At 42.8% G+C, this 24,716-nt stretch carries 23 protein-coding genes (1 of these 23 running past the window's edge); 8 read left to right on the plus strand and 15 right to left on the minus strand.

The genetic code is table 11. The features are described 5' to 3' along the window. Positions 1-187: 187 nt before the first annotated feature. Positions 188-1,192, minus strand: coding sequence for a nucleoid-associated protein (locus tag IGI77_RS12155; protein ID WP_005229284.1), 1,005 nt, complete (start codon positions 1,190-1,192; stop codon positions 188-190). A gap of 163 nt (positions 1,193-1,355) precedes the next feature. On the opposite strand from IGI77_RS12155, the gene IGI77_RS12160 reads away from it, so the two are divergent. The 3 genes from IGI77_RS12160 to IGI77_RS12170 all read left to right on the plus strand — a co-directional run bounded on the left by IGI77_RS12160 (position 1,356) and on the right by IGI77_RS12170 (position 3,343). Continuing rightward, positions 1,356-2,201, plus strand: coding sequence for an aldo/keto reductase (locus IGI77_RS12160; protein WP_005229282.1), 846 nt, complete (start codon positions 1,356-1,358; stop codon positions 2,199-2,201). A gap of 26 nt (positions 2,202-2,227) precedes the next feature. Then, positions 2,228-2,509 carry a hypothetical protein gene (locus IGI77_RS12165; protein WP_015510084.1) on the plus strand — a complete coding sequence of 94 codons (282 nt, stop codon included), beginning with the start codon at positions 2,228-2,230 and terminating at the stop codon, positions 2,507-2,509. A gap of 114 nt (positions 2,510-2,623) precedes the next feature. Next, positions 2,624-3,343, plus strand: coding sequence for a hypothetical protein (locus IGI77_RS12170; RefSeq protein ID WP_438770147.1), 720 nt, complete (start codon positions 2,624-2,626; stop codon positions 3,341-3,343). A gap of 38 nt (positions 3,344-3,381) precedes the next feature. Here the strand turns inward: IGI77_RS12170 and IGI77_RS12175 are convergent, their stop codons facing one another. Next, on the minus strand, positions 3,382-5,856 hold the full coding sequence (locus IGI77_RS12175; protein ID WP_438770148.1) for a hydroxymethylglutaryl-CoA reductase, degradative: 2,475 nt from the start codon (positions 5,854-5,856) through the stop codon (positions 3,382-3,384). A 192-nt stretch (positions 5,857-6,048) separates the two neighbouring features. Here IGI77_RS12175 and IGI77_RS12180 point away from each other — a divergent pair, with 192 nt between their 5' ends. The 4 genes from IGI77_RS12180 (at position 6,049) to IGI77_RS12195 (ending at position 10,441) form a co-directional block, all read left to right on the plus strand. Then, on the plus strand, positions 6,049-7,209 hold the full coding sequence (locus IGI77_RS12180; protein ID WP_074536687.1) for a hydroxymethylglutaryl-CoA synthase: 1,161 nt from the start codon (positions 6,049-6,051) through the stop codon (positions 7,207-7,209). Positions 7,210-7,707: 498 nt separating this feature from the next. Then, on the plus strand, positions 7,708-8,685 hold the full coding sequence (locus tag IGI77_RS12185) for an ABC transporter substrate-binding protein (protein ID WP_010749214.1): 978 nt from the start codon (positions 7,708-7,710) through the stop codon (positions 8,683-8,685). Between the two features lie 29 nt (positions 8,686-8,714). Beyond that, the gene (locus tag IGI77_RS12190) at positions 8,715-9,635 is read left to right on the plus strand and encodes an ABC transporter permease (protein ID WP_005229245.1); all 921 of its coding nucleotides are present in this window, start codon (positions 8,715-8,717) and stop codon (positions 9,633-9,635) included. Beyond that, positions 9,635-10,441, plus strand: a complete 807-nt coding sequence (locus tag IGI77_RS12195) for an ABC transporter ATP-binding protein (protein ID WP_015510090.1) — start codon at positions 9,635-9,637, stop codon at positions 10,439-10,441. Before IGI77_RS12190 ends, IGI77_RS12195 begins: the two co-directional genes overlap by 1 nt. 109 nt (positions 10,442-10,550) lie before the next feature. Here IGI77_RS12195 and IGI77_RS12200 read toward each other — a convergent pair whose 3' ends face one another. From IGI77_RS12200 to arcA, 12 genes are all read right to left on the minus strand, one after another. Then, entirely contained in the window at positions 10,551-11,438 is an 888-nt protein-coding gene (locus tag IGI77_RS12200; RefSeq protein ID WP_368408275.1) for an IS3 family transposase, read from the minus strand. Next, on the minus strand, positions 11,396-11,962 hold the full coding sequence (locus IGI77_RS12205; RefSeq protein WP_438770149.1) for a transposase: 567 nt from the start codon (positions 11,960-11,962) through the stop codon (positions 11,396-11,398). Before IGI77_RS12205 ends, IGI77_RS12200 begins: the two co-directional genes overlap by 43 nt. Positions 11,963-12,061: 99 nt before the next feature. Continuing rightward, complete coding sequence (locus IGI77_RS12210) at positions 12,062-12,706, minus strand: V-type ATP synthase subunit D (RefSeq protein ID WP_005229243.1); 645 nt, start codon at positions 12,704-12,706, stop codon at positions 12,062-12,064. Beyond that, positions 12,706-14,094 carry a V-type ATP synthase subunit B gene (locus IGI77_RS12215; RefSeq protein ID WP_005237151.1) on the minus strand — a complete coding sequence of 463 codons (1,389 nt, stop codon included), beginning with the start codon at positions 14,092-14,094 and terminating at the stop codon, positions 12,706-12,708. Before IGI77_RS12215 ends, IGI77_RS12210 begins: the two co-directional genes overlap by 1 nt. Next, positions 14,094-15,869: a V-type ATP synthase subunit A gene (locus tag IGI77_RS12220; protein WP_010749209.1), complete on the minus strand. Its 1,776-nt coding sequence runs from the start codon at positions 15,867-15,869 to the stop codon at positions 14,094-14,096. The genes IGI77_RS12215 and IGI77_RS12220 overlap by 1 nt, the downstream gene beginning before the upstream one ends. Before the next feature lie 31 nt (positions 15,870-15,900). Next, entirely contained in the window at positions 15,901-16,215 is a 315-nt protein-coding gene (locus IGI77_RS12225) for a V-type ATP synthase subunit F (protein WP_167822456.1), read from the minus strand. Further along, positions 16,208-17,209: a V-type ATP synthase subunit C gene (locus IGI77_RS12230; RefSeq protein WP_005229238.1), complete on the minus strand. Its 1,002-nt coding sequence runs from the start codon at positions 17,207-17,209 to the stop codon at positions 16,208-16,210. Before IGI77_RS12230 ends, IGI77_RS12225 begins: the two co-directional genes overlap by 8 nt. Before the next feature lie 14 nt (positions 17,210-17,223). Continuing rightward, positions 17,224-17,814 carry a V-type ATP synthase subunit E gene (locus IGI77_RS12235; RefSeq protein ID WP_005229237.1) on the minus strand — a complete coding sequence of 197 codons (591 nt, stop codon included), beginning with the start codon at positions 17,812-17,814 and terminating at the stop codon, positions 17,224-17,226. 16 nt (positions 17,815-17,830) lie between these two features. Continuing rightward, positions 17,831-18,304, minus strand: coding sequence for a V-type ATP synthase subunit K (locus tag IGI77_RS12240; RefSeq protein ID WP_005229236.1), 474 nt, complete (start codon positions 18,302-18,304; stop codon positions 17,831-17,833). Further along, positions 18,288-20,279, minus strand: a complete 1,992-nt coding sequence (locus tag IGI77_RS12245; protein ID WP_115232591.1) for a V-type ATP synthase subunit I — start codon at positions 20,277-20,279, stop codon at positions 18,288-18,290. The genes IGI77_RS12240 and IGI77_RS12245 overlap by 17 nt, the downstream gene beginning before the upstream one ends. Beyond that, a complete protein-coding gene (locus IGI77_RS12250) occupies positions 20,280-20,591 on the minus strand; it encodes a hypothetical protein (RefSeq protein ID WP_015510092.1) in 312 nt (103 codons plus the stop codon). It lies immediately after the preceding gene. A 384-nt stretch (positions 20,592-20,975) separates the two neighbouring features. Continuing rightward, complete coding sequence (gene arcA, locus IGI77_RS12255; RefSeq protein ID WP_010749205.1) at positions 20,976-22,193, minus strand: arginine deiminase; 1,218 nt, start codon at positions 22,191-22,193, stop codon at positions 20,976-20,978. A 432-nt stretch (positions 22,194-22,625) separates the two neighbouring features. On the opposite strand from arcA, the gene IGI77_RS12260 reads away from it, so the two are divergent. Then, entirely contained in the window at positions 22,626-24,623 is a 1,998-nt protein-coding gene (locus tag IGI77_RS12260; RefSeq protein ID WP_438770150.1) for a beta-galactosidase, read from the plus strand. An 84-nt stretch (positions 24,624-24,707) separates the two neighbouring features. On the opposite strand, the gene IGI77_RS12265 is transcribed toward IGI77_RS12260, so the two are convergent. Further along, a protein-coding gene (locus IGI77_RS12265; RefSeq protein ID WP_074933131.1) for an HIT family protein crosses the window boundary here: on the minus strand, positions 24,708-24,716 show its end. It continues 444 nt past the right edge of the window; 9 of the gene's 453 nt are visible here — the last part of the coding sequence; its start codon lies beyond the right edge, outside the window — the gene reads right to left on this strand; it ends in the stop codon at positions 24,708-24,710.

Consider the following 24,716-nt stretch of genomic DNA (forward strand, 5'->3'; position numbering starts at 1 on the left):
TGCTATCAAGCAAGCGTCTGTAAAAAAGCAGGCCGTCCTCTTTCTAAATGAGGACGCCCTGCTTTTTGTGCTCTATAATTTATGGGCCTGATGAATCAGAATTGATTCTTCAGCCCCATTTTCATTATTGACAAAGAGCCGCTTTTTTGTACTTGTTTTGCCATCGTCTGCTTAGAAACAGCTCTTGTTACATCCGATTAATCACTTCTTCTACATTTTTGATCGTTACGGAAATCGTGCCATCGGGGTTATTGATAAATTCGATCAAATTCGGATCTCGGTAAACATCCAAAGGAACGATCAATTCGATTCCATTCGATAATTTTAGTTTTTGCTTACCAAATTTTTTCTCCGAGATCTCACGAACATCCCGCATCATCGGTGCTTGATTGACGAATCCTTTTTCAACCACTTCTTCTTGAAATGAAAGCTGAGCAGTAATATTGTCTTTAAAGACTTTTTGCGCCACTTCACTCACATCGATATGACCAGACTCTTCGATCGTATCGTAGACCGCTTCTTTCAAATCGGCAACAACGTTATAGGTGGGTGTTTCAAATTTCTGACCAATTTTTTCGGCTACTTTTTTGATGACTTTGACATTTTCTTCTAAAGATGGGATCGGTTCGGCATCAATGACTTTTGTTGAAAAGTAGGCGTATTTTTCACCTGAAAAGCTATATTTCTTTTCAATCAGTTCAAAGTCTAAGCTCTCCACATCGATCGTGATTCCTTCATCTGCCTTTTGGGTTTTACCAGCTAGTAAGGCACGATGCAAAATCAAATTATTTTCGATCCCAGCCTCCCCATTATCAATAAAATGCGTATAGCCATCTTGATAATTGACCTTCAAAAAAGCCAGCTGCATTCTTGTATCTAATTCATATAAGACGACAAACGCATCCGCACTTGGCGCATCTTCACTTTCCTTGTACGCTTCATACCAGCGTTGCACGATCGCTTCACTGGCTGCGATAAAGTCGTCTGGTGCTTGTTTGACCAATTGAGCGATCGTTGAAGTTTCGAGTAAACGACCTGTTTTGGTTTGCGGTGTAGCAAGTTTCTGTATTTTCTTCGTCAAATAATCACGAATGTATTCCGTTGTTAAATCAAGTTCAACTTGAGAAAAAACTGGATCGCCTGTTTGACGGTCCACAATGTGTAAAATCGCATGTTTCAAATAAATATCCATTGGTTACGCTCCTTATCCATTTGTCTAGTGTACAAAATAAATAGGCGAACTGACAAGAGCGAATCGGCATTTTCCTTCAACATTCGCTTTCTTTTTAAAAGGTGCAATCATTGGAAATTCCTGCCTCGTCTGCTAAACTAGAAGTATCACAGAAAACGGAGGAATGAACATGAACAGCTATACGTTATCAAACAATGTGACCATCCCTGAGCTAGGCTTTGGCACATGGCAAACACCAGACGGCGACGTTGCCGTAGCATCAGTCAAAAAAGCACTAGAAGTAGGTTACCGCCATATTGATACAGCACAAGGCTATAAAAATGAAGCCAGTGTTGGTCAAGCGATCAAAGAAAGCGGCATTCCCCGCGAAGAGCTTTTCTTGACTACAAAATTATGGAATGCGAACCATTCTTATGATCTTGTGATGTCCTCTTTTGAAGAATCTTTAGAAAAATTACAAACAGACTATATCGATCTTTTCTTGATCCATTGGCCAAATCCAGTGGCTTTTCGCGACAATTGGCAAACAGCGAACGCAGAAACATGGCGTGCTTTTGAAGAGTTGTATCAAGCAGGCAAAATCAAAGCGATCGGCGTCAGCAACTTCTTACCACATCATTTTGAAGAATTGAAAAAAACAGCGACTATCTTCCCAATGGTCAATCAAATTTTCCTTGCACCTGGCGAGTTACAAGAAGAAGTCGTGACTTATTGCCAAGAACACGATGTATTGCTTGAAGCATACAGCCCATTAGGTACTGGGAAGATCTTTGATGTACCAGAAATGAAAGCATTAGCTGAAAAGCATCAAAAATCAATCGCTCAAGTTGCATTACGCTGGTCTTTACAACATGGTTTCTTGCCATTACCAAAATCAGTCACACCAAGTCGGATCGAAGAAAACATTCACGTCTTTGATTTTGAGCTATCTGAAGAGGACATGAAAACGATCGATCAATTAGATGGTGTGGTTGGGAAAGCGACCAATCCAGATACGACAGGGTTTTAATTTCACTCTCTATAAAGGAGAAGCCTATGAAAAAAACTGATTTGAATCATCTCTCCCCTGCTGTTCAAAAAGCCTTACATGCTGATTTTGTTTTTCTCGTTTGGCCAGACAAAGTCCAACACTTTCCAGCACGTCAATGGACGACCAGCGACTATCAGCAGATGCTGACCGAGAAACTTACTGGGGAACCACGCTTTTTTCTTTGGGAAAACTACTTAGTCGCAACTGGAGAAAATGACCTTTTGGTCCTGATGCCCAAGTACCATCAAATCAATGATCTAGTAGAAACACCAGCGCCGCTTTTTTAGCAGCGTTGGTGTTTTTTCAGGAAGTATATAAATTTTTTTGTATTTTTTCATGAGAATCACTGTTCTTTTCTGCAAATTTTCCTTATAATCGATAGTGATCGAGAGGAGAAGATTATGAAAAAGAAACAATTAGCAAAATTGAAACAACAATTCCGCCCGTCTTATGAAACAGCTCGACAACAGTTGTTTACAGCGATCGAGCGCAAAACAGCAGATAAGTTTGACCTTCCGACGACTGTGTATATCAATCCTAAAAACCAAGAGGAATTATTGATTGAATTGTTGAAGGAAACGCCAAAAGAACAAAAAATCGCTGTTCCTTTAGATGAGAACTTCAAGATCGTCGTGAAACGAATCCAACGCTTAGAAGCTGGTTTGCTTGATCGTTTCAGCGATAACTTAGTCGATGAGATCGCTGCTTACTGGTTGCCGACCAATCCGCAAGAAAGTACGGCACCCGCTCCTGCAAAAGAACCAGCGAAAGTGAAGGAAGAATCAGCACCAGCTGAAGCGGCTGCACCGACTACCTCTTCATCAACTAAAGAAGTAGAAAAAGCAACTGAAACAATGGCTGATACTGCTGACAACACAATGACTTTTTCAGCATTTGCTGAAAAAATCGCAGCATTCCCTAAATTTTCTGCCAAACAATCTTCAGGAGAAACGATCGTGATCGAAGCTTCCCCGAAAGAAGATCGTGTTCTAGCAACGATTTCTGAAACAGAAAGTGATACTTTTACCATCGAAACTGCGCTAGAGCGCAAATACAAAGTAAAATTAGAAGTCATTCCATTGATCGAGGCGTATGCCCACACGGCGATTTCGAAACGATAAACAAAAGGTTCTCTAGACAAATGCCTAGAGAACCTTTTTTAATTGCGTATTTCGGTTAAAAATTTACGGGCTTGCTCTTGGTTCATTTGAGTCGCAGCTCGCAGCTTAGCTGCCAGCTGTTCAATCTCGGTTCCTTTTGCTCCAACTGAAATAGCTAATGAACGGGCTTGCATGCTCATATGGCCTTGCTGGATACCTTCTGAAACCAATGCCCGCAACGCGGCCAGATTTTGAACCAACCCGACACTTGCCGCCAGCGAAGCTAACTCACTCGCCGTTTCAACACCAGTCAATGCCAACGCAGCTTGGGCTTTTGGCAATATTTTTGTGGCACCCCCGACTGTGGCGATCGCCAACGGCAGTGTGATACTACCAATCAAACGGTCTTCTATGATGGTCCAGGAAGTCAACCCTTGCATGCGGCCATTACGGGCAGCATAGCCATGACAAGCGGCAGAAACGGCGCGAGTGTCGTTTCCGGTAGCCAAAATCAGCGCTTCAACCCCATTCATGATCCCTTTGTTATGGGTAGCGGCACGATATGGATCGATCTTGGCAAAATCAGCTGCATGAACAATTTTTTCGGCAACTTGTCTGCCATTTCCGGTCTTGCTCAATTTGTCAAAAGGCACCGAGCAAGTGGCTGTTACTAACGATTCCGTAGCGAGATTGCTTAAAATACTAAAGAGAATTTCTTCTTCTGGGAACCATTTGCGAAAAAGCTCTGCCACTCCTTCTAAAATTGAATTGATGATATTGGCGCCCATCGCATCTTTGACATCAACCATTAAATCGATCGACACATAAGCGGTTGCTAAGTCAGATTCTGCTGGCGAGAAGTTCCGACCGATCACTCTTCGCAATCCACCGCCGCGTTTCACGATGGAAGGATACGTCTCATTCGCCACTGCAAAGATCGTTGCTTGCTCGGATTCAACTTTTGCCAAAATCGCTTCCGGATCCTGAACATCCATAAAGACGATCTGGCCTCGAAGCAAACGTTCTTGACTGGTCGTCGTAATGGGCCCAGCCATTTTTGCTCCATTGCTCATCGCTGCGATCACCGAGGGTTCTTCTGTGGCTAACGGGACAGTGTATGCTTTGCCATTCACTTGCAGGTTCAGCCCTACGCCTAACGGGATCTCTACTTCACTGATTTGGTTTTCGATCAAGTGATTAGCAGTTTCCTTGTTTAGCGTCATTTCTTGAAAAACCAAGGATTCTGCTGCTGTGATCGCTCCTTGTGCTTCAAGAAAGGCTAATCGTTCATTAGGCGCGAGGGCGTAAAACTTTTTTTTTTCTGTTTTTTCTGATGCCGTCTCTTCATCAAAATTCGTTTGACTTGCTGTCGCCGAAGGATTTTCTAACAGCATCGCTAGCCCTAATCCGCCACCGACACACAAAGAGGCGATTCCATAGCGCTCTTGGGTGTCTTTTAGCTGATAAGCGACGGTCGTTGCGATCCGCGCGCCAGTCGCTCCAATGGCATGTCCCAGTGAAATGCCCCCGCCGTAACGGTTGACTTTCTTCGGATCCAAACCAAGTTCACGTTCTACTACGATCGAAGAAGCTGCAAAGGCTTCATTGATCTCAAAAATACCGATATCTTCAATCGTCAGTGCTTGCTTTTTCAGTAACGTATCGATTGCTTTGATTGGTGAGATTCCCATGATCTCTGGGGCGAAACCGACTTCGATGATCTCTTTGATCACTGCCAGATAAGGAATCTGATGCTCTTCACAATAGCTTTTTGACGCGATCAAGACCATGGCCGCCCCATCATTGATGGTTGAGGCGTTCCCAGCAGTCACCGTACCGTCTTTTTTGAAAACTGTTTTTAATTCAGCTAATTTTTCGACTGTCGTAGCGGCGCGAATGCCTTCGTCCTGTAAAACGGTTCTTGATTTTTCAGTCAACGGCACGATCTCTTGATCAAATTTCTTTGCTGCTTGCGCTTTGGCAGCTTTCATTTGTGAGTGGTAGGCAAACTCATCTTGCTCTTTGCGAGTGATCCCGTATCTTTCTGCTACCGTCTCAGCCGTCAGTCCCATTGGCTTGCTACTGAATGCATCTGTTAATCCGTCATGCATCATTGTTGACACCGGAGCTGAATACTGATCTTCCGCCTTGTTATAATAACTAAAGAGCGGCGCATTCGTCATACTTTCAATCCCACCAGTCAATACGACGGATGCCTTGTTCAATTGAATTTGCTCCATCCCCATTAGAATCGCTTTCATTCCCGAACCACATACTTCGTTGATCGTTGAGGCTGGAATATCTGAGGAAAGCCCACTTTGCAAGGAAACTTGGCGTCCTGGATTTTGACCACTGCCTGCTTGTAGCACATTTCCGATAATCACTTGTGCGATATGTTCTTTTGCTTGTTGGTTTCTTGCCAACAAGGCTTTTGCAGCGACTGTTCCTAATTCTACCGCTGTATATTCTTTTAATGACCCATGGTATTTGCCAATTGGCGTTCTTAGTGCGTCGATAATGACAACTTCTTCCACGTACGTCACCTCCTCTTGAAATATATCATTAAATCCTCCAAAAAAGAATACCCCACATTCGGTTGTCGCACCCTTTTCTACTTTCTTTAATAAAGTTTAAATTCTAATCAATTCTTTTTCATTTTTTTCAAAAAATATGATACCTTAGAACGTGTAGCCTACTAAGTATGTAGAACATAAAGGAGCGACGGAATGAACGTTGGTATTGATAAAATAAATTTTTTTGTCCCCCCCTATTTTATAGATATGGTTGATCTAGCTCACGCCCGAGAGGTAGACCCGAATAAATTTACGATCGGGATCGGTCAAGATCAAATGGCGGTCAATAAAAAAACACAAGATATCGTCACCTTTGCCATGCACGCGGCAAAAGATATCCTTACGAAAGAAGATTTACAAGCAATTGATATGGTGATCGTCGGAACAGAATCTGGCATCGATGAATCAAAAGCTTCGGCAGTGGTTTTGCATCGCCTATTAGGTATCCAGCCATTTGCACGGTCCTTTGAAATCAAAGAGGCGTGTTACGGCGCAACGGCGGGCTTACAATTTGCCAAAGCCCATGTACAAGCCAATCCACAAAGCAAAGTTTTGGTCGTGGCTTCAGATATCGCCCGTTATGGCTTAGCTTCTGGTGGCGAGCCCACTCAAGGTGTGGGCGCTGTTGCTATGTTGATCTCGGCGGATCCAGCAATTTTGCAGCTTGAAAATGATAATTTGATGTTGACGCAAGATATTTATGATTTTTGGCGTCCAGTAGGACATCAATATCCAATGGTAGATGGTCATTTGTCAAATGCCGTTTATATCGATTCTTTCAAACAAGTTTGGCAAGCCCATTGCGAAAAAAATCAGCGGACAGCAAAAGATTATGCGGCTTTGAGCTTCCATATCCCTTATACAAAAATGGGTAAAAAAGCCTTGTTGGCTGTTTTTGCCGAAGAAGATGAAACAGAACAAAAACGCCTGATGGCTCGCTATGAAGAATCGATCGTTTACAGCCGTCGTACCGGTAACTTGTATACTGGTTCACTGTATCTGGGCTTGATCTCTTTATTGGAAAATTCCTCTAGCCTGCAAGCAAATGATCGAATCGGATTATTTAGCTACGGATCAGGAGCGGTTGCTGAATTTTTCAGCGGCTTGTTGGTACCCGGCTATGAAAAACAGTTGGCGCAAGCGGCACACCAAGCGTTGCTCGATGACCGTCAAAAGCTAACGATCGCTGAATACGAAGCGATGTTCAATGAGACGATCGATATCGATCAAGATCAATCCTTCGAAGATGATCTGCTTTATAGTATTCGTGAAATCAAAAATACCATTCGTTATTATAAAGAAGAAAACGAGTGACCCTGAAAAAAACTTTGCTTCTTTTTTAGCTAAAAAGCTTGAAGGAACAAAGTTTTTTTCTTTTTTTGAAAATGATTGAAACGAAACTTGTTTTCCAAACATTTTCTGCATGTTATTCAAAAATTTTCAGATAATTCAGGAAAAACATTTGACAGTCCGCTTTTTTTTGTCTATACTAAAATCAATTCAAGTTTGGAGGAACTTTTTATGTTAAACACGACCGTATCCCCACAACTGAATACCTTTTACTTTAGCTACTTTAGATAGTTTGTATTCATATCACATTATGGATGCAAACCAAAAACGAGTTTTGTTTGTATCTATGATGGCTAAAGCATTTTAACTTGAACTTGCAGCCATGTAGAAAATCTTCTAAATGGTTGCCAATATACGTTTACGCTTGGTATAGGATCGAATCCATTTAGACGATTGTCTGAATGGATTTTTTTGTTCAGGTAAACCCCCATAAAAAAAGAGACGATCATAGGAGGAATTACAATGAAAATGAAAAAATGGATCACGACTGGGTTACTGACAGCTTCACTACTGGCATTGGCAGCTTGCGGAGAATCAAGCAACACTTCGGAAGAAAACGACGGAACAAAAACAGTCGGTGTCTTACAATTGGTCGAACATGGCTCCTTGAATGCAGCCTATGAAGGGTTCAAAGAAGGCTTAGCAGAAGCGGGCTACACGGAAGGTGAAAACCTAACGATTGAATACCAAAATGCGCAAAACAGTCAAGACAATTTAAAAAGTATGAGCGAACGCCTAGTGAATGCCTCACCAGATCTTTTATTAGGCATTGCCACTCCTGCTGCTGTATCTTTAGCAAATGAAACCACCGATACCCCAATCGTAGTTACCGCAGTCACTGACTTAGTTGGAGCGAAATTGGCCGATTCAAATGAAGAACCTGGTCGCAACATCACCGGTACTTCAGACATGGTGCCGATTGAGCAACAGATCAACTTGCTGTTAAGCATCGTGCCTGATGCCAAAACGATCGGCATTATGTATAACGCAGGTGAAGCCAATTCAAAAATCCAAGCTGACTTGGCAGAAGAAGCCTTAAAAGCTGCGGGCGTTGATGTAAAAGTATTGACCGCCAATACAACCAATGATGTGCAACAAGTAACCACCAGCCTTGCAAAAGATGTTGACGGCATTTATGTTCCAACAGATAATACCTTTGCCTCTGCTGCTGCAATCGTCGGCGAAGTGGCCAAAGAAACCAAAACACCGATCGTCGCTGGTTCCGTAGAACAAGTCGATGATGGTGCCCTAGCAACTTACGGTATTGATTATAAATCCCTTGGCATTCAAACAGGGAAACTAGCGGCGAAAATTTTGGATGGCGATGCAGAGCCAGCAACGACGCCCGTTGAAACAGCGGATAATTTAGAGTTAGTCGTCAATGAAGAGATGGCTGCTGCTTTAGGGATTGATCCTGCCAGCATCACTGCACCAGAATAACCATACTAACTTAGATTTGAGGAAATCATATGAATTTAGTCGACACATTCTTGCTCTTACTACAATCTGCCACCTCTCAAGGGATCCTTTGGGCATTGCTGGCGATTGGTGTATTTTTAACCTTTCGTATTTTAGATATCGCTGATTTAACTGCAGAAGGGAGTTTCCCCTTAGGCGCTGGGATCGCAGCAATCAGTATTACGAATGGTCTCTCGCCTATTTTAGCGAGTCTGATGGGCTTTGGCGGCGGCATGGTAGCCGGCTTAGTATCTGGTCTGCTGCACACAAAACTAAAAATCCCTGCCTTATTGGCGGGGATCATCACGATGACTGGACTGTATTCCATCACAAATCGTGTGATGGGTGCTCCCAACATCGCCTTGCTGGGGCAAGACACGGTCTTCACCCAATTTCAAGCCATGGGACTGACCAAAAACAATGCCGTGATTCTTGCAGGCTTTCTCTTCGCGGCAATCGTCATTTTGTGCTTGTTCCTCTTTTTCCGTACAGAGATCGGCTTAGCATTGCGAGCGACGGGCGACAATTTAGCTATGAGCGAGGCCAACGGCATCAACACTGATAACATGAAGATTATCGGCTATATGATCTCTAATGGCTGTATCGCCCTCTCTGGTGCCCTCTTAGCCCAAAACAATGGCTTCGCTGATTTGAACTCAGGGATCGGTACGATCGTGATCGGTTTAGCATCGATCATTATTGCAGAAGTTTTATTTGCCAATAAATCTTTGCTTTTGCGATTGATCACCATCGTGATCGGGGCAATCGTTTATCGCTTTATCTTGGCCGTCGTATTCGAATTCAATGTCGAGGCCAACGATATCAAATTGGCATCTGCAATCGTCTTAGTCATCTGCCTCTCCTTACCGCAGCTTCGTTCAAAACTAGGACTTAAAAAGATGCTGCCAAAAACCAAAGGAGGCCAATCCTAATGACTTCAGTCTTAACAATCGAGAATCTACACCAAACCTTTGAAAAAGGAACGATCAATGAAAACCATGTCTTGCGAGGCATTGACCTGACAATGAATACCGGTGATTTTATTACGATCATCGGTGGGAATGGTGCTGGAAAATCGACCCTCTTAAACAGTATCGCAGGAACGATCCCAACAGAACAAGGAAAAATCACCTTAGATGGGAAAGACATTACCCGTTTATCCGTGACCAAACGGTCAAAAGATATTAGTCGGGTCTTTCAAGATCCACGTATGGGGACCGCGGTTCGTTTGACCGTTGAAGAAAATTTAGCATTGGCTTACAAACGCGGCCAAGTCCGCGGATTTGCAACAGGCGTCAAAGCGAAAAACCGCGCGTTTTTCCAAGAGAAGTTAGCCAGCTTAAACTTAGGCTTAGAAAATCGCCTTTCTGCTGAGATCGGTTTGCTATCAGGCGGACAGCGGCAAGCCATCACCCTCTTGATGGCAACGTTGCAGCAGCCTAAATTGATTTTATTAGATGAACATACCGCGGCCCTTGATCCTAAAACCTCATTGACGGTCATGGCATTGACCGATCAGTTGATTCGGTCCCAACAGTTGACGGCTTTCATGGTCACTCATGACATGGAAGATGCCATTCGTTATGGCAATCGCCTGATCATGCTTCATCAAGGCAAGATCGTCGTAGACATTGCCGGTGAGCAAAAGCAGCATTTGACGGTCCCTGAATTGATGGAAATGTTCCATCAAAATAGTGGTGCTGAGTTGAAAGATGACCAACTGCTCTTACGCTCTTAACAAGCAAAAAAGGCACGTAGAAAGAATCCTCCTTTTGTAGTGACCCCAAAAAGTTAGACTTTTATGGAGTGGAGAAATCCACTCCTTTTTTGTACGATAAAATTAACTGTTAGACAGCTGTTTTTACAGCTTCTCGAAACTGAACCGGACTTCGCCAATTTAATTTCTTTTTGATGCGTTTATGGTTGTAATAATAGATATATTGGTCAATTTTTGTTTTCAATTCATCTAAACTCCGATAGACTTCTCCATGAAAAATCTCTTGCTTTAATAAACCAAAGAAGTTTTCCATAGGTGAGTTATCTAAACAATTCCCTTTACGAGACATACTCTGGAAGATTTTATGCTGCTTCAATTTATTCTTATAAGCATTCATTTGATAGGCCCATCCTTGATCTGAATGGAAGGTTCTACGAAATGGACAATCATTTGTCATCTGGATTGCTTCTTCTAATCCTTCCATTATGGCTAGTGCGTTTGGTTTTTCAGAAATCCGATAAGATAGAATTTCACTATTGTAGAAATCCATGAAAGGATCTAAATACAGCTTTTTCTGACGAACGACACCTGTGGTGTCTACTTCATAATACTTAAACTCTGTGGTATCAGTTGTAATTTTTTGGTGACAGATATTTGTATAAAACCGACGATGAATACGATTTTTGGCGACAGTGCCAACCTTCCCACGATAAGAATTGTACCGTCGAGATTTTCGAGTGTAAGACTTTACTTCGATACCTAGTTTTTTTATCAGACGTTGAATCTTCTTTTTATTGACATGAATCCCTTGATTCTCTAATTCTTTTTTTAGTCGCAGACAGCCATAATCTTTATGATCTTTGCGAATTTCAAGCATTTTTTCTTCAATTTCTTGGTCTGGGTTTGGTCTGTCAAACCGTTTCTGCCAATACATATAGGTTGCTTTAGGAAATTTCAATGTTTCAAGAAGCTCAACTAGTTTGAATGATCCTCGGAGGCTGGCGATGATTCGTGCGATTGATTCTTGCGTCTTTGCTGGGCTTCCTGTTTTCGCAGCTTCCTCAACTCTTTTAAAAAGGCATTCTCAATTTGAAGGGATCGGACTTGCTTTTCTAATGCCTTGATACGATCGCGTTCTTTAGTTGTTGTATTTTCTTTTTTGTTTTCTTTTTTTCTAGTCAAAGTAAGTGGTCGCCCTTTCTCTTTTGAGAGCCCCTCAATACCTGCTTCTCTGAAACTACGCATCCAATTGGCAATAAGCGCAGGGTTGTTCATTTCTAAAGTGCTAGCAACTTCTCGGTAGGACATCTCACTTGTTTGATATAACTCTAGCGCATTTAACTTAAATTGAACAGAATATTTCTGATTTTGATGTTTTCTCAATAGACCTTCCTCTCCGTATTCACGATAGGCATTCACCCAATTACTTACTTGAGACTTGCTTGAAATACCGTATTTGTTGGCAAGATACCGATATCCGCCCACGCCACTAAGATATTCTTTAACGATTTTTAGTTTTAATTCAAAAGGATATTTTGCCATACAAATAACGACCCCCAAAAGTTAGATTTTTGGTCTAACTTTTGGGGGTCGCTTCATTTCTACGTGCCTTTTGCTGTAATCACACTGCTTGCAAAAGCCTTACTTCGCTTCATTTTCTGCAATGATGTCCGTTACCTTCATCAAGCGAGTCAATGTTGCTCGTTCGTCTTCTGCCAGATTGCTTTCGATGTATTGAATGGTTTCTGTCAGCTTGGGAATCGTCATATACTCTAACGCATTGACTCTTCGTCTCGTCCGTTCGATCTCATTGGCCATCAGTTGACAGGTTTTCTCGATCTCGGCCAACTGCAGCATCACTGGTAGCATTTGATCCAGATGGGACAACGAGAGATCCAGCTCACTGGTGGTACTCACAAAACCGTAGGAAAAATCATCATCCGAGCTTTCTTCTTCGTAAACAGGGTTCAACACTGGCACATCCATATTCATGATGGTTCGGCTTTGCACATCTAAGGTCACTTTATTCAAAGGGATCATAAAGGCTTCTTGCAAAACGACATCGGGAATACTACTAGAAGCCAGCACATACTCTTCCATTCCTGCTTGCAATGCGGTCTCCATCTTTTTACGAAGTTCCTGGTTTTTCTTTACTAGCTGAATGAACTGACGTACTAGCTCATCTTGCTTGTCTTTCAATAATTTGTGACCACGGGTTGCCGTCGTCAGCCGCTTTTTCAAACGACTTAGTTCCATCCGTGTCGGATTGACATTTAAGATCGCCATTAAGAACTCACATCCTCGTCCGTTGGGTAATAGGCGTCGATAAATTCTTCTTTGATACGGCTCAACTCTTGTTTTGGCAAGGTAGCTAATAGCTTCCAGCCTAAATCTAACGTTTCTTCAATCGTCCGATTGGTTTCAAATCCTTGATTGACGTACTCTTTTTCAAAAAGATCAGCAAAGCGCGCGTACTTTTTATCAAGGTCAGATAAGGCAGACTCCCCTAAAACGATCGATAGCTCTTTGGCAGCTTTCCCATCGGAATAGGCGGCATAGATTTGATTCATCGTTGCCGCATGATCGGCACGGGTCTTACCTTCTCCCGTTCCTTTGTCCTTCAACCGTGAAAGACTTGGTAAAATATCCACTGGCGGGTTGATATTACGCTTGTAAAGGTCCCGCGACAAAATAATTTGTCCTTCCGTGATATAGCCGGTCAAATCAGGAATCGGGTGGGTTTTATCGCCATCTGGCATCGTTAAGATCGGTATTTGTGTGACCGATCCTTCTTTGCCCATCAAACGTCCTGCCCGTTCATACAGCGTCGCTAAATTGGTGTATAGATACCCTGGATAGCCTCGACGTCCTGGAACTTCTCGGCGGGCAGCGGAGATTTCTCGCAACGCTTCACAGTAATTCGTCATATCGGTCATGATCACTAAGACGTGCATGCCTTTTTCAAAAGCCAAATACTCTGCTGCGGTCAATGCCATCTTAGGTGTAGCGATCCGTTCGATTGCTGGATCATTGGCAAGGTTCATAAACAAAACAGAACGATCTAACGCACCGGTTTTGCGGAATTCATCCACGAAAAATTCAGCTTCTTCAAAAGGGATCCCAATTGCTGCGAAGACGATCGCGAAATTGCCTTCTTGGCTAGGTACTGTTGCTTGTCGTGCGATTTGAGCAGCGATCTCTTTATGAGGCAAACCAGACGCAGAAAAAATTGGTAGTTTTTGTCCACGAACTAATGTATTTAAATGATCGATCGTTGAGATCCCCGTTTGGATAAATTCATCTGGGAAGTCCCTCGCCATCGGATTGATGGCTTCACCGTTTACATCGATGCGTTTTTCTGGCAAGATTCTCGGGCCATTATCTTTTGGTTTTCCTAAACCGTCAAACACCCGGCCCATCATATCTAGAGAAACTCCTAGCGTCAAACCAGTCCCTAGAAATCTTGCTTTGCTTTCTTCTGCACTCAAATTACTGGTACCTTCAAAGACTTGGACAACAGCATTGTCATCACTGACTTCCAGTACTTGTCCTTGACGGATCTCGCCTGTGTCCATGCGGACCTCAACGAGTTCGTCGAATTTCACGCCTCGAACATTTTCGACCACCATTAAGGGGCCAGCAATTTCGGAAACTGTACGATATTCTTTCAACATCAATGAACACCTCCAGTTTCAATGATTCGTTGTAACATTTCTTTGATGTCATGCTTGATCGTATCCAAGCGAGTCAATTCTTCTTCAGGAATGTATTTGCTGCGGGCGATGCGCTCACGCAGATCAACCGTTCCTTTGGTGATCTCATCTAAGTAAGCACCTAGCTGCAATGCACGCTGTGCTTGTTCATTAAAGTAGAGAATGTTTTCCAGCATCTTGAACTGCTTGTTGCGGGAAGTGTACGTATCAACGTCATCGAAGGCGTTTTGCTGCAAGTAGTCTTGTCTTAAAGAACGAGCAGTCATCATCGTCAAGCGGTCTTTCTGGGAAAGAGAGTCCATCCCTACCAGCTGAACGATTTCTTCTAATCGGCTTTCCTCTTGGAGAATCGCCATGGATTCATTGACTAGCTCCGACCAGCGATCACCTAATAATTGATCCAAATAAGAATTGATTTGATCCTCATAAAGGGAATAGGAATTCATCCAGTTGATGGATGGAAAATGCCGCTTTTGCGCCAACATACTATCCAATGCCCAAAAGACTTTCACGATTCGCAAGGTATTTTGAGTGACCGGTTCTGAGATGTCTCCTCCAGCAGGTGAAACCGCACCAATTGCGGTAATGCTTCCTTCTCGAGGCTGCGTGCCTAATGAATGGAAACGCCCTGCTCGCTCATAGTATTCCGCAATTCGACTTCCAAGGTAAGCCGGATAGCCTTCATCTCCTGGGATCTCTTGCAAGCGCCCACTCATTTCCCGCAGTGCTTCTGCCCAACGAGAAGTTGAGTCTGCCATGATGGCAACACTATAGCCCATGTCACGGTAATATTCCGCGATCGTGATTCCTGTATAGATCGAGGCTTCCCGAGCAGCAACTGGCATATTCGACGTATTGGCGATCAATACCGTTCGTTCCATGATCGACTTGCCGGTATTCGGATCGATCAACTCAGGAAATTCGTTCATGACATCCCGCATTTCGTTGCCCCGCTCACCGCAACCGACATAGACCACGATATCCACATCTGACCATTTAGCGATCTGATGCTGAACGACTGTTTTTCCAGCACCAAAAGGTCCAGGAACAGCAGCTGAGCCGCCTTTTGCCACTGGAAAATAGGTGTCGATGACTCGCTGTCCAGTGACTAGCGGTTCGCCTGGATTTAATTTAGCAGTAACTGGCCGCGGTTGACGCACTGGCCATTTCTGAACCATCGTCAAGGATTTTTCACCATCGATGGTTTCTAAAACACAGATCACTTCAGTAATCGCAAAATTTCCCACCATGATTTCTTTGACGGTTCCTTCATAGTTTGGTGGCACCATGATCTTATGCTCGATCACCGAAGTTTCTTGTACTGAACCTAAAATATCACCGGCTTGTACAGTATCGCCGACTTGTACTTGTGGGACGAAGGTCCATTTCTTTTGGCGATTCAGTGGATCGATGGTGACCCCCCGCTCCAAAAAATCACTCTCTGTTTGCGACATAAATGTATCTAATGGTCGTTGGATCCCATCAAACATCTGAGTCAACAAACCTGGTGCTAGTTCGACAGACAATGGTGCGCCTGTCGTTTCTACGGGCTCGCCTGGTCCGATCCCCGCTGTTTCTTCGTATACTTGGATCGAAACCAGCCCTTTTTTGATCTCAATGATCTCACCGATAAGGCCCTTGTCACTGACTTTGCAGATTTCGTGGATTTTTGCGCCACTTAATCCTGAGGCGGTGACCAGTGGTCCCGATACTTTTTCAATTGTGCCAAATGCCACATTTATTCCTCCTAGCTGGCTGACTTGTCTGTTATGAATCTAATATATTCATTCCTACCGCTTTTTCCACATTTTGCTGAATGCGTGCCATGCCGATCCCTAAACTACCCGTACTACTTGGAATCGGAATGATCGCTGGTGTCGGTAGTTCTTCGTAACGACGAACGATCGGTTCTAATTGCTCGATCAACCGCTCGGTCAAAAAGATCACACCATACGCTTCAGCCATCTCTTCTAATTGTTGGGCGGCTTCATCCAAATCGCTGACTGGAAAGATATCGATCCCCAGCCCTTTGAAAGGCAAGATCGAGTTCTTACCACCCATCATTGCTATTTTTTTATGCATAACTATCACGCACCCGACTTCTTAAAATCTCTTCTGGCACCTTATTGATTTTACCAATCAAGAGAATACGCAAATTCTTGCTTTCAATTTCCTTGGCATACAGATACCCTGCCAATGCTGACGGCCCAAAAGGCACGATTTTTTGTTCTTTGAGCTTCGCCATTAGAAAATTGTCTTTGCGTATATCAAAGGTATTCAAGGTCTTCTTTTCTACCAATTCTTCATAACTATGATTGATCAGCTCTTTATAAGGGGTTCCTTGCAAGTATCCCACAAACGCCTCAAGAGAAGTTGTGATTTCTGCTAACAACTCACTTGCAGGTAAATTCCCATGGTCGGCTAAAACTGCGCTGATAAAGCCGCGCTTGCGTTTCATCGCGTAACTGCGCAACGTTGTTGAAATATTGAAGATATCGATTTGACGGCGAATCAAGCTTTGCAGCAACTCGTCTTGGTATTCTTTACCGATCGTCCATAATTGCTCCCAATAATGGTTGTCAAAGATGATATCGATGGACTGGACTTCATGATAGTTCTCAATATAAGAAAAGACTTCTTCCACACAGGCAACCATCTCTTGCGCGACCTGAGTACTTTTTCTGGTCTTGACCAGATCTTTAAGGACGGAAAGTGGCTGGGTGCCGATTGGGACGAGATACGCCGAAAAATCTTCTTGCATATATGCCGCTTTTACTAAAACTTTCAGATTTTGATAGTCATATTTCAAAGCAAAGAAATCAACGATCGCTTTTTCTGGTGTCAACTGATACATCGTTTCGTATACCCGTTTCAACTCAGCCATCAGGACTTGTTCAAAATCGTGTACACGATCATCTTCATTGATGAAGTCACCATAAACCGTTTCTTGCAGCATCCCATAGATTTCCTCTGCGCTGGCAGCTGAGAGCATTCGCTCATAGCGACTACGATCGAATAATTGCGATTCATACGTCCGAATTCTCGTATTCAACGTATTATATTTGATGTCATTCATCTGTTTGCACCTGCTTACTGTTCAAAAATCAATTGCAGTAACGTATTGCTTAACTCTTCTTTGTTGGCTTCTAGTAGCGCATCAAAGGTAAAATTCAACTCAATTGCTTCTTGTCGCAACAAAAAGCCACCCTTACGAGGGATCGTTTTATTTACCAGTTTCAACTGAACCTCTGGGACCGATGCTTGCAACTTAGTAAGGAATTCCTCATCAACGAAATGACGGGACTTCTCGCCTAAAAGCAACTCGACCTCACCAGTTAACCGTGCATTCGCCAAGCCTTTCGCGATAAACGTATAAAATGCTGCCTGATCCATCGTGTTCAAACGGGTCAGAGCCTCAGAAAACAGCTCATCTAAGACGGACTGCTTTGCTGCCAAGACCTTGTTTCTTGATTGGATATGCACATCTGAGATTTCCAAATACATCGCAGCGCGTTTTTCTTTTTCATAAAAAGCTAACCGTTCATTAAGCTCTTTTTCTAACTGTGCTCGTTTTAAATTTTCTTGGTTTTCACTTTCTTTTTGTGCTTCTTTGATTTGAAGCTGGTATTTCTTTTCCGCATCAGCGGTTATTTTGTCAGTTAAACGTGTAATATCAGACATTCACTTTTCCCTCCTCTTAATTCAAGACAAGCAAGAAGGAAATCACGAACCCTAAAATACAATACGTTTCCATCATCGCTACCAAGATAATTCCTTTGGTCACATGTTCTGGTTTTTTTGCTAAAATCTGCATCGCAGCACTTGCGGCACGTCCTTGCCATTTACCGGCGATAATTGCTGTTAACGCGATCGGTAATGAAGCGATAAACAAATACAACCCGCGATCGAATGAGATCGAACCACTGATCTGACCAAAAATCATAAAGGAGATTACAAAGCCGTATAGCCCCTGGGTACTAGAAAGCAATTCCAAAATCAACGCTTGCCCGAATTTCTCTGGCTGCTCTGAGATCAAGCCTGATGCTGCTTCACTGGTCATCCCCACACCGATCGTTGATCCGATACCACCACAAATCGTTGCGGTCGCTACACCTAAAGCTGCAAAAACAATTCCACCATTTTCGTAAAAGAAACTAATCCAATTTTCCATTATTATCCTCCTGTAACTTTTCTTCTGAGATGATCTCTACATAATTTTCATTTGATTTGAACGGGTCAAAGGCACGTCCGCCCCCCGTAAAGAATTTTCCAAAATACTCCAAATACTGCAAGCGAATACCATGAACATACGCACTAAGGTAACTTAAGAAAATATTCAGGCCATGTAGCGCCACAAATAATAAGATACCGACGGTGAACCGGGCTGCTGGCGGCAAGTAGCTAATGATCAAGTTGAAGGCTGAGGCGATACTTCCGCCGGCAACCCCTAACGCCATCAGACGGGTGTAACTGATCAAGTCACCAACATAATTGGTCACATCCATCAATCCGTACAATCCAGAACCGATTTTTCCTGCCAACGTTTTTCCTTCTAAACTGCCTCCGATTGCCACTGCTAAAAGACTGGCAGCGATCATTACGATCCCAATCATTTGTAACGGGGTGTCAGGGAAAAGCAGCATTCCTGCGGCGACAAAAACGACACTGATCAAAAAGACGATCCACGAACCGGCTTGGAACATCGCAGCCAGTTTCTGGTCTTTTTTCTTCCATAAAATATAGAATTTCAGCGCCAAGCCAAACATGATCTGAATATACCCAAAGATCACGGATAAGACTAAGATCTGATTGACATCATCCTGGGCAGACAACAGTTGGAATGAGAATTCAAATCCAAAGAAGTTGCCATAGATCAAGCCCCAAATAATCGTAGGGATCGAGCACAACTGAAAGAGGGTCAAATTTTGTTCCAGCCCTTTGCTGAGGTGGAACAGCTTTTTCCCCAGGAATGTCGCCAGAAACAAGAGCAACCCATAGCCAAAATCGGCAACCATCATCCCGAATGCCACCATGTAAAAAGGCGCCATAAATGGTGTCGGATCTAACTCGTCATATTGCGGCAAGCTGTACATCCGAACAAGTCCTTCAAAAGGTTTGATCCAACGTGCGTTTTCTAATAAAATCGGCACATCAGCCAGCTCTTTTTCCGTCACTTCTTGGTATTCGAGGTAATAGTTATCCGTGGTCCCTTTTTTGATACGTTTTTCTAATTCGGCCGCCCCATCAACAGGAACCCAGCCAGAAATCGATACCGCATGAGTCGAACGCAAAAGCATTTTACTGCTTTTTAAGCGGGTGATCGCTCCATCTAAATACTCGGCAACGATCCGCAAGGTTTCTTGCTCTTTTGTCATCGCACCAAGAGAAGCTTTGATTTCTTTTTCTTCATCAATTAGACGTTGGGATTTTTCTTTCATCGTTTGCAGATCTTCTTCTGGAATCCCCTCATAAGGGTAGATGTATTGCTCGAAGGCTGCTTTCTTTAGAAGAGTAGTTACTTTTTCTTTTACATCTTTATGGAAAAGTACCAATAAGTAAGTTGTCGTTTGTGATTGATAAATGGTTTCGACATAGACAAGCGGCAGCTTTTCACTGTTGGTCGTAAAGTCAGCCATTTCAGAAGTAGGAATCGATCCTAACAAGCCACCTGATTTTTTTAATTCTTTTAAAACAGCTGGTCGTTCTTTGAAATACTTCCAGATCGACAGTTCTGCTTCTTGTGCTAATACATCGCGTTTTTCTTGATCAATCAAGCGAAGACGTTTGTCTTGTTTACGAAGGGTTTGGCATAATTCTTGCCAAGGATAGGTGTGGGCTGTTTCAGCCAATTCTTGAAGGGTATATTTTTTGATTGGTTGCCGCAGTTGTGCCAGCATTCCTTTTTTGGGTACATATTCTTCTAAAAAATTTAAGCTCCAGTTGACTTGACCAAACTGGTTCTCCATTTCTTCTTCAGACTGTTCCTCGCGAACCGGTGTCAAAACACCCGTCGTTTCTTCAGAATCATAATATTTTTCCGAAGAAAGCAGTTCTACGCCTTGAAAGTCTTGCAGCTGCTCTAAAACAGCTTCTTTCTGATCGTAAAAGGTCAACAGACTGAACTTTTGCATTTTTGCAATTGCCATTTATGTCACAACCTTATTTATTATTATTGCTAATGCTTCTTCTTTCAATTCATTAGGGATCGTTCGCAGTGTTTCCACTTCTGCTTGGGTCTTAGCCAAGAGTGGTTCCTTAGACTGTACCAACTCAGCTGCGATTTTTTGGTTGATTGCTTCTTTTTGTTGGGCTTCTTTTTCTGCCAACTCTTTTTTAAACGCCTTCAACCGTTCTTCTCTTGCTTGTGCCAATTGTTTTTTTTCTGCTTCTGCTTCTTTATTTTTATTTTCCGCAAATTGCTCTGCTTCTTGTAATAATCGAATGGCATCTACTGTCATTTTCTCACCTGCTTTCACTTTTTTTCCGCAAAAAAAACCACTACAAATCAAGCATATGGCATTCGCTGATCGTAGGGTGTCAAAAATCAATAAGTGGCAAATACCTTCACCTATTTCCGTTTTCTAATATAACCGTAACATAAATTTTGCGATAGAACAAGGTTCCTAGCGTTTTTTTATAGTCTTTACATATAAAAGTCACAAAAATTACACATTTTCACAAAAAGAAATCCTTTTCATTTTATTGGAGGTTAAATGATGACAAAAAAGAAAGATTAGAAACAAAATGATGTTTCAAATCTTTCTTTTAGTTTTTTCTCGTCTTTTTCTTAACTTAAATGCTTCTAAAGAAAAGACAAGCATTTAAAATAACAAATAATTGTCCTACTCACGTATAAACGGCATACTCATACAGCGGGGGCCCCCGCGTCCGCGAACCAATTCGCTGCCCGAGATTTCATTCAAAATGACTCCTGCCTCTTTTAACAGCCCATTGGTAATGGTGTTGCGGTCATAGACCACGACTTCTCCAGGTGCAATCGCCAAGGTATTAGACCCATCATTCCATTGCTCTCTAGCTGCCGCTGCTAAATCGTCGCCACCACAGCGGATCAAGTGTACTTCAGGCAAATCTAAATAACGGCAAAGAATGTTTTCCAACGTATCTTTTTCCTCATATACTCGCACACCGTCCTTGTGTTTAGTGATTGAATACAGCGAAAGTTCTCCCTCGATTTCTGGATGGATCGTGAACTTATCATGATCCACCATCGTGAAGACCGTATCTAAATGCATAAATTTTCGTTCCTCGCCGATATTAAATGCCAAGATATGTTCGAAACTCGGTTCTGTGGCAAAAATCGTTTCGGCAATTTTTTCAATTGAGGCAACTTCTGTTCGTTGAGAGATCCCGATCGCCACGATTTTATCTGATAAAATCAGCTGATCCCCGCCTTCCATCCGCGTCGTTTCGTCCCGATGATACAAAAAGTTCGTCTCATTGCGGGCAAACATCGGATGGTGCGTAAAAATTTGTTTTCCGTAGAGGGTTTCCCGTCTTCTCGTTGCAGAATACATTCGATTCAAGGAAACACTGTGACCAATCGTCGCAAACGGATCTCGCGTGAAATACAAGTTTGGCATTGGATCGATCAAGAAAGGATATTCTGTTTCAACAATTGCCGTTAAGTTACTGGCTTTTGAAATTTCTACCTCACTTTTTTTCAAGCCCGCCATCGTATGATCGATAAAGGCGCGATTGTCTTTAATCGACAGGAAAAAGTTGCGCACTTCGTTGCGAATCTCTTCATCAAGGATCGTTGTTTCATTTAAATAGTCTTCTAAAAAGGCCTCTTTGGCACCAGTTGTTGTCAATGTTTCAGCAGCTAGATCCTCCAAATAAAGGACTTCCACCCCTTTGCTTCTTAACGTATCCGCAAAAAAATCATGTTCTTTTTGCGCTTGGGTTAAAAAAGGAATATCATCAAACAACAATCGATCAAGATAATCCGGCATCAAGTTTTCTAATTCTGCGCCTGGACGATGCAGCAGCACCCGTTTTAAAGGGGCAATCTCAGAAAAAATCTGTATTGGCTGGTTCATGAGCTTGTCTCTCCTTCTTGGCAATTTTATTGAATAACTTATGTCATTCATTTTTTTGATTCCTCATCACATAATTATTCATTTCTCTGACTCATCGTGTTTTTTCTACTCGTAATTCAAAGTTTTTTTGGATCCTATAGTTATAAACATGCATTTCAGCAAAAAGAAACCTCCGATAAAAAAACAACTTTCTAAGAATGTAAATTCTAGATACTTTAATTTACCGCCTTTTTCAATTGTATATTTTTGTTAAAAAAACAGCAAGGCAAAAGAACTGATGGACGATAGTCCTAGCTGCGAAACCAGATTGAATTATTTTTGTTTTTTTGGATCATTTCATGATTTTCAAATGATACCGCTATCAAACTGATAAATATTTGCTATGATTCAAGTATCTTGATGCTAAAGAAACGTCTATAAAGGAGCGATTTGATGAAAACGCAACGTCAACTTTACTATGGTGCCGACTACAATCCTGAACAATGGTCTAAAGAAGTCATTCTTGAAGATATGCGCTTAATGAAAGAAGCAGGTGTGAACTATGTAAGTATAAATATTTTTGGCTGGGTCAATCTGCAGCCAGATGAATCCACCTATGATTTTGACTTTCTGGACTGGTTGATGAATCTTTTATATGAAAACAATATCATGATCGACCTAGCCAATGGAACGGCTTCGCCTCCCGCTTGGCTTGTTCAAAAACATCCTGAGATGCTGCCTGTGACCATTCATGGCAATCGACTGGTTCATGGGGCGCGCCAGCACTACTGTCCGACTTCCCCTATCTATCGTCAATATGCCACCGATTTGTCGGAAGCAGTCGCAAACCGTTATGCCAATCATCCAGGGCTAGTCATGTGGCATATCAATAACGAATATACCTGTCACATCCACGAGTGTTATTGCGATCATTGTCGGAAAAGATTTCAGACATGGTTAGCAGAGAAATATCAGACCATCGCTGGATTGAATGATGCTTGGTCAACCAAGTTTTGGAGTCAATCATATGGCAGCTGGGAGGAAATTTTTCTACCTGAAGCGATGCCGACCTTCAAAAATCCTGCGCAGCAGTTAGACTATCGCCGTTTTCTTTCCGACATGAATCTGGAGCTCTATCAACTCGAAAAGGCGGCGATCGCAAAATATTCACAAGGAATCCCTTACATGACCAATCTGATGGGCTTGCACAAATACGTGGATGGGTTTAAATGGGCACCCGAAATGGATGTAGTTAGCTGGAATTCGTACCCGAATCCCTTTGAAAAGATCCCTTACCCGCAATTTCTTGCTAACGATCTAACTCGTAGTTTAAAGAAAAAACCTTTTTTGATCATGGAACAAGCCACCAGCGCCGTTAATTGGCGGCAAATCAATGGTGCCAAGACACCCAACCAGCTGCGTCTTTGGAGTTATGAAGCGCTCGCTCATGGCGCTGATGGCATCATGTTCTTCCAATGGCGGCAGTCTCGTGGCGGTGCGGAAAAATTTCATAGTGCGATGGTGCCTCACGGAGATCCTCATTCAAGCCGTATCTTTCGTGAATGTGCGCAATTAGGTAACGAATTTTCGCAACTGTCGGATATCGTTGGGACGCGCTTCTTGGCTGATGTCGCGGTTGTCTTTGACTGGGAAAATTGGTGGGCGCTGGAATTGGATGCCAAACCAAGCACCTTAAAGTACATTCATCAGTTACGCAGCCTGTATGGCGCGCTAAGGGCGTTAAATCTGAGCGTAGACTTTGTCCATCCTTCCGAATCCCTAGACGGCTATCCTTTAGTGATTGCCCCAAATCTCTATTCAGCACCAGAAGCCTTCGGTAAGAAAATCAATGATTACGTGCGACAAGGCGGCATCTTCTTGACGAATTTCTTTAGTGGGATCGTCAATGAATATGACCAAGTCTATCTTGGGGGCTATCCAGGACTGTTTAGGGACACCTTAGGGATCATTGTAGAAGAGTTTTACCCAATGAAAGCAGCTACCCATCACCAAATTGACTTCCAAGGTCGTCGGTACGACAATTCTCTATGGGAGGAAGTCATTCATCTAAATGGTGCTGAATCTTTGGCAACCTTCCAATCCGGTTATTTGTCCGATAAGCCAGCCATTACTATGAATCAGATCGACGATGGGTATGCGTATTACGTGGGAACAGAATTGTCTCTTGAAGGGCTAACTACATTTTTAGCGACCATTCTGGAAAATCATAAATTAGCGACTCATGCCCAGCACTTCTTGGCTGCTCCTACTGAAGTCTCCGTTACCTGTCGCAAAGGTGCTGGCTATACACTTGTCTTTTTCTTAAACCATACCGAGCAGACAACCAAAGTGAAGCTGAAAGCCCCTGGAGCAGACCTTCTAACCAAAGAAACCAGACAGTTGGTAGTTCTGAAGCCAAAAGAAGTCGCAGTTCTTAAGTATGTTGACTGATCTAAGGAAAAAGAACCTCCATGAAGCGATCGCTTCATGGAGGTTCTTTTATAGACGTTACTAGATTCAGGGAGATTCTTTAGACTAGCGATA

It is taken from the genome of Enterococcus sp. DIV0213h, from assembly GCF_051711285.1.
Taxonomy (GTDB): Bacteria; Bacillota; Bacilli; order Lactobacillales; family Enterococcaceae; genus Enterococcus_D; species Enterococcus_D casseliflavus.

Bases quoted from the DNA above. Each gene is read 5' to 3' on its own strand.
- IGI77_RS12185 (WP_010749214.1), top strand. From the start codon at position 7,708: ATGAAAATGAAAAAATGGATCACGACTGGGTTACTGACAGCTTCACTA.
- IGI77_RS12195 (WP_015510090.1), top strand. From the start codon at position 9,635: ATGACTTCAGTCTTAACAATCGAGAATCTACACCAAACCTTTGAAAAA.
- IGI77_RS12240 (WP_005229236.1), bottom strand. From the start codon at position 18,304: ATGGAAAATTGGATTAGTTTCTTTTACGAAAATGGTGGAATTGTTTTT.
- IGI77_RS12230 (WP_005229238.1), bottom strand. From the start codon at position 17,209: ATGAATGACATCAAATATAATACGTTGAATACGAGAATTCGGACGTAT.
- IGI77_RS12160 (WP_005229282.1), top strand. From the start codon at position 1,356: ATGAACATGAACAGCTATACGTTATCAAACAATGTGACCATCCCTGAG.
- IGI77_RS12225 (WP_167822456.1), bottom strand. From the start codon at position 16,215: ATGCATAAAAAAATAGCAATGATGGGTGGTAAGAACTCGATCTTGCCT.
- IGI77_RS12205 (WP_438770149.1), bottom strand. From the start codon at position 11,962: ATGGCAAAATATCCTTTTGAATTAAAACTAAAAATCGTTAAAGAATAT.
- IGI77_RS12210 (WP_005229243.1), bottom strand. From the start codon at position 12,706: ATGGCGATCTTAAATGTCAATCCGACACGGATGGAACTAAGTCGTTTG.
- IGI77_RS12165 (WP_015510084.1), top strand. From the start codon at position 2,228: ATGAAAAAAACTGATTTGAATCATCTCTCCCCTGCTGTTCAAAAAGCC.
- IGI77_RS12155 (WP_005229284.1), bottom strand. From the start codon at position 1,192: ATGGATATTTATTTGAAACATGCGATTTTACACATTGTGGACCGTCAA.
- IGI77_RS12235 (WP_005229237.1), bottom strand. From the start codon at position 17,814: ATGTCTGATATTACACGTTTAACTGACAAAATAACCGCTGATGCGGAA.
- IGI77_RS12215 (WP_005237151.1), bottom strand. From the start codon at position 14,094: ATGTTGAAAGAATATCGTACAGTTTCCGAAATTGCTGGCCCCTTAATG.
- IGI77_RS12170 (WP_438770147.1), top strand. From the start codon at position 2,624: ATGAAAAAGAAACAATTAGCAAAATTGAAACAACAATTCCGCCCGTCT.
- IGI77_RS12190 (WP_005229245.1), top strand. From the start codon at position 8,715: ATGAATTTAGTCGACACATTCTTGCTCTTACTACAATCTGCCACCTCT.
- IGI77_RS12180 (WP_074536687.1), top strand. From the start codon at position 6,049: ATGAACGTTGGTATTGATAAAATAAATTTTTTTGTCCCCCCCTATTTT.
- arcA (WP_010749205.1), bottom strand. From the start codon at position 22,193: ATGAACCAGCCAATACAGATTTTTTCTGAGATTGCCCCTTTAAAACGG.
- IGI77_RS12260 (WP_438770150.1), top strand. From the start codon at position 22,626: ATGAAAACGCAACGTCAACTTTACTATGGTGCCGACTACAATCCTGAA.
- IGI77_RS12245 (WP_115232591.1), bottom strand. From the start codon at position 20,279: ATGGCAATTGCAAAAATGCAAAAGTTCAGTCTGTTGACCTTTTACGAT.
- IGI77_RS12250 (WP_015510092.1), bottom strand. From the start codon at position 20,591: ATGACAGTAGATGCCATTCGATTATTACAAGAAGCAGAGCAATTTGCG.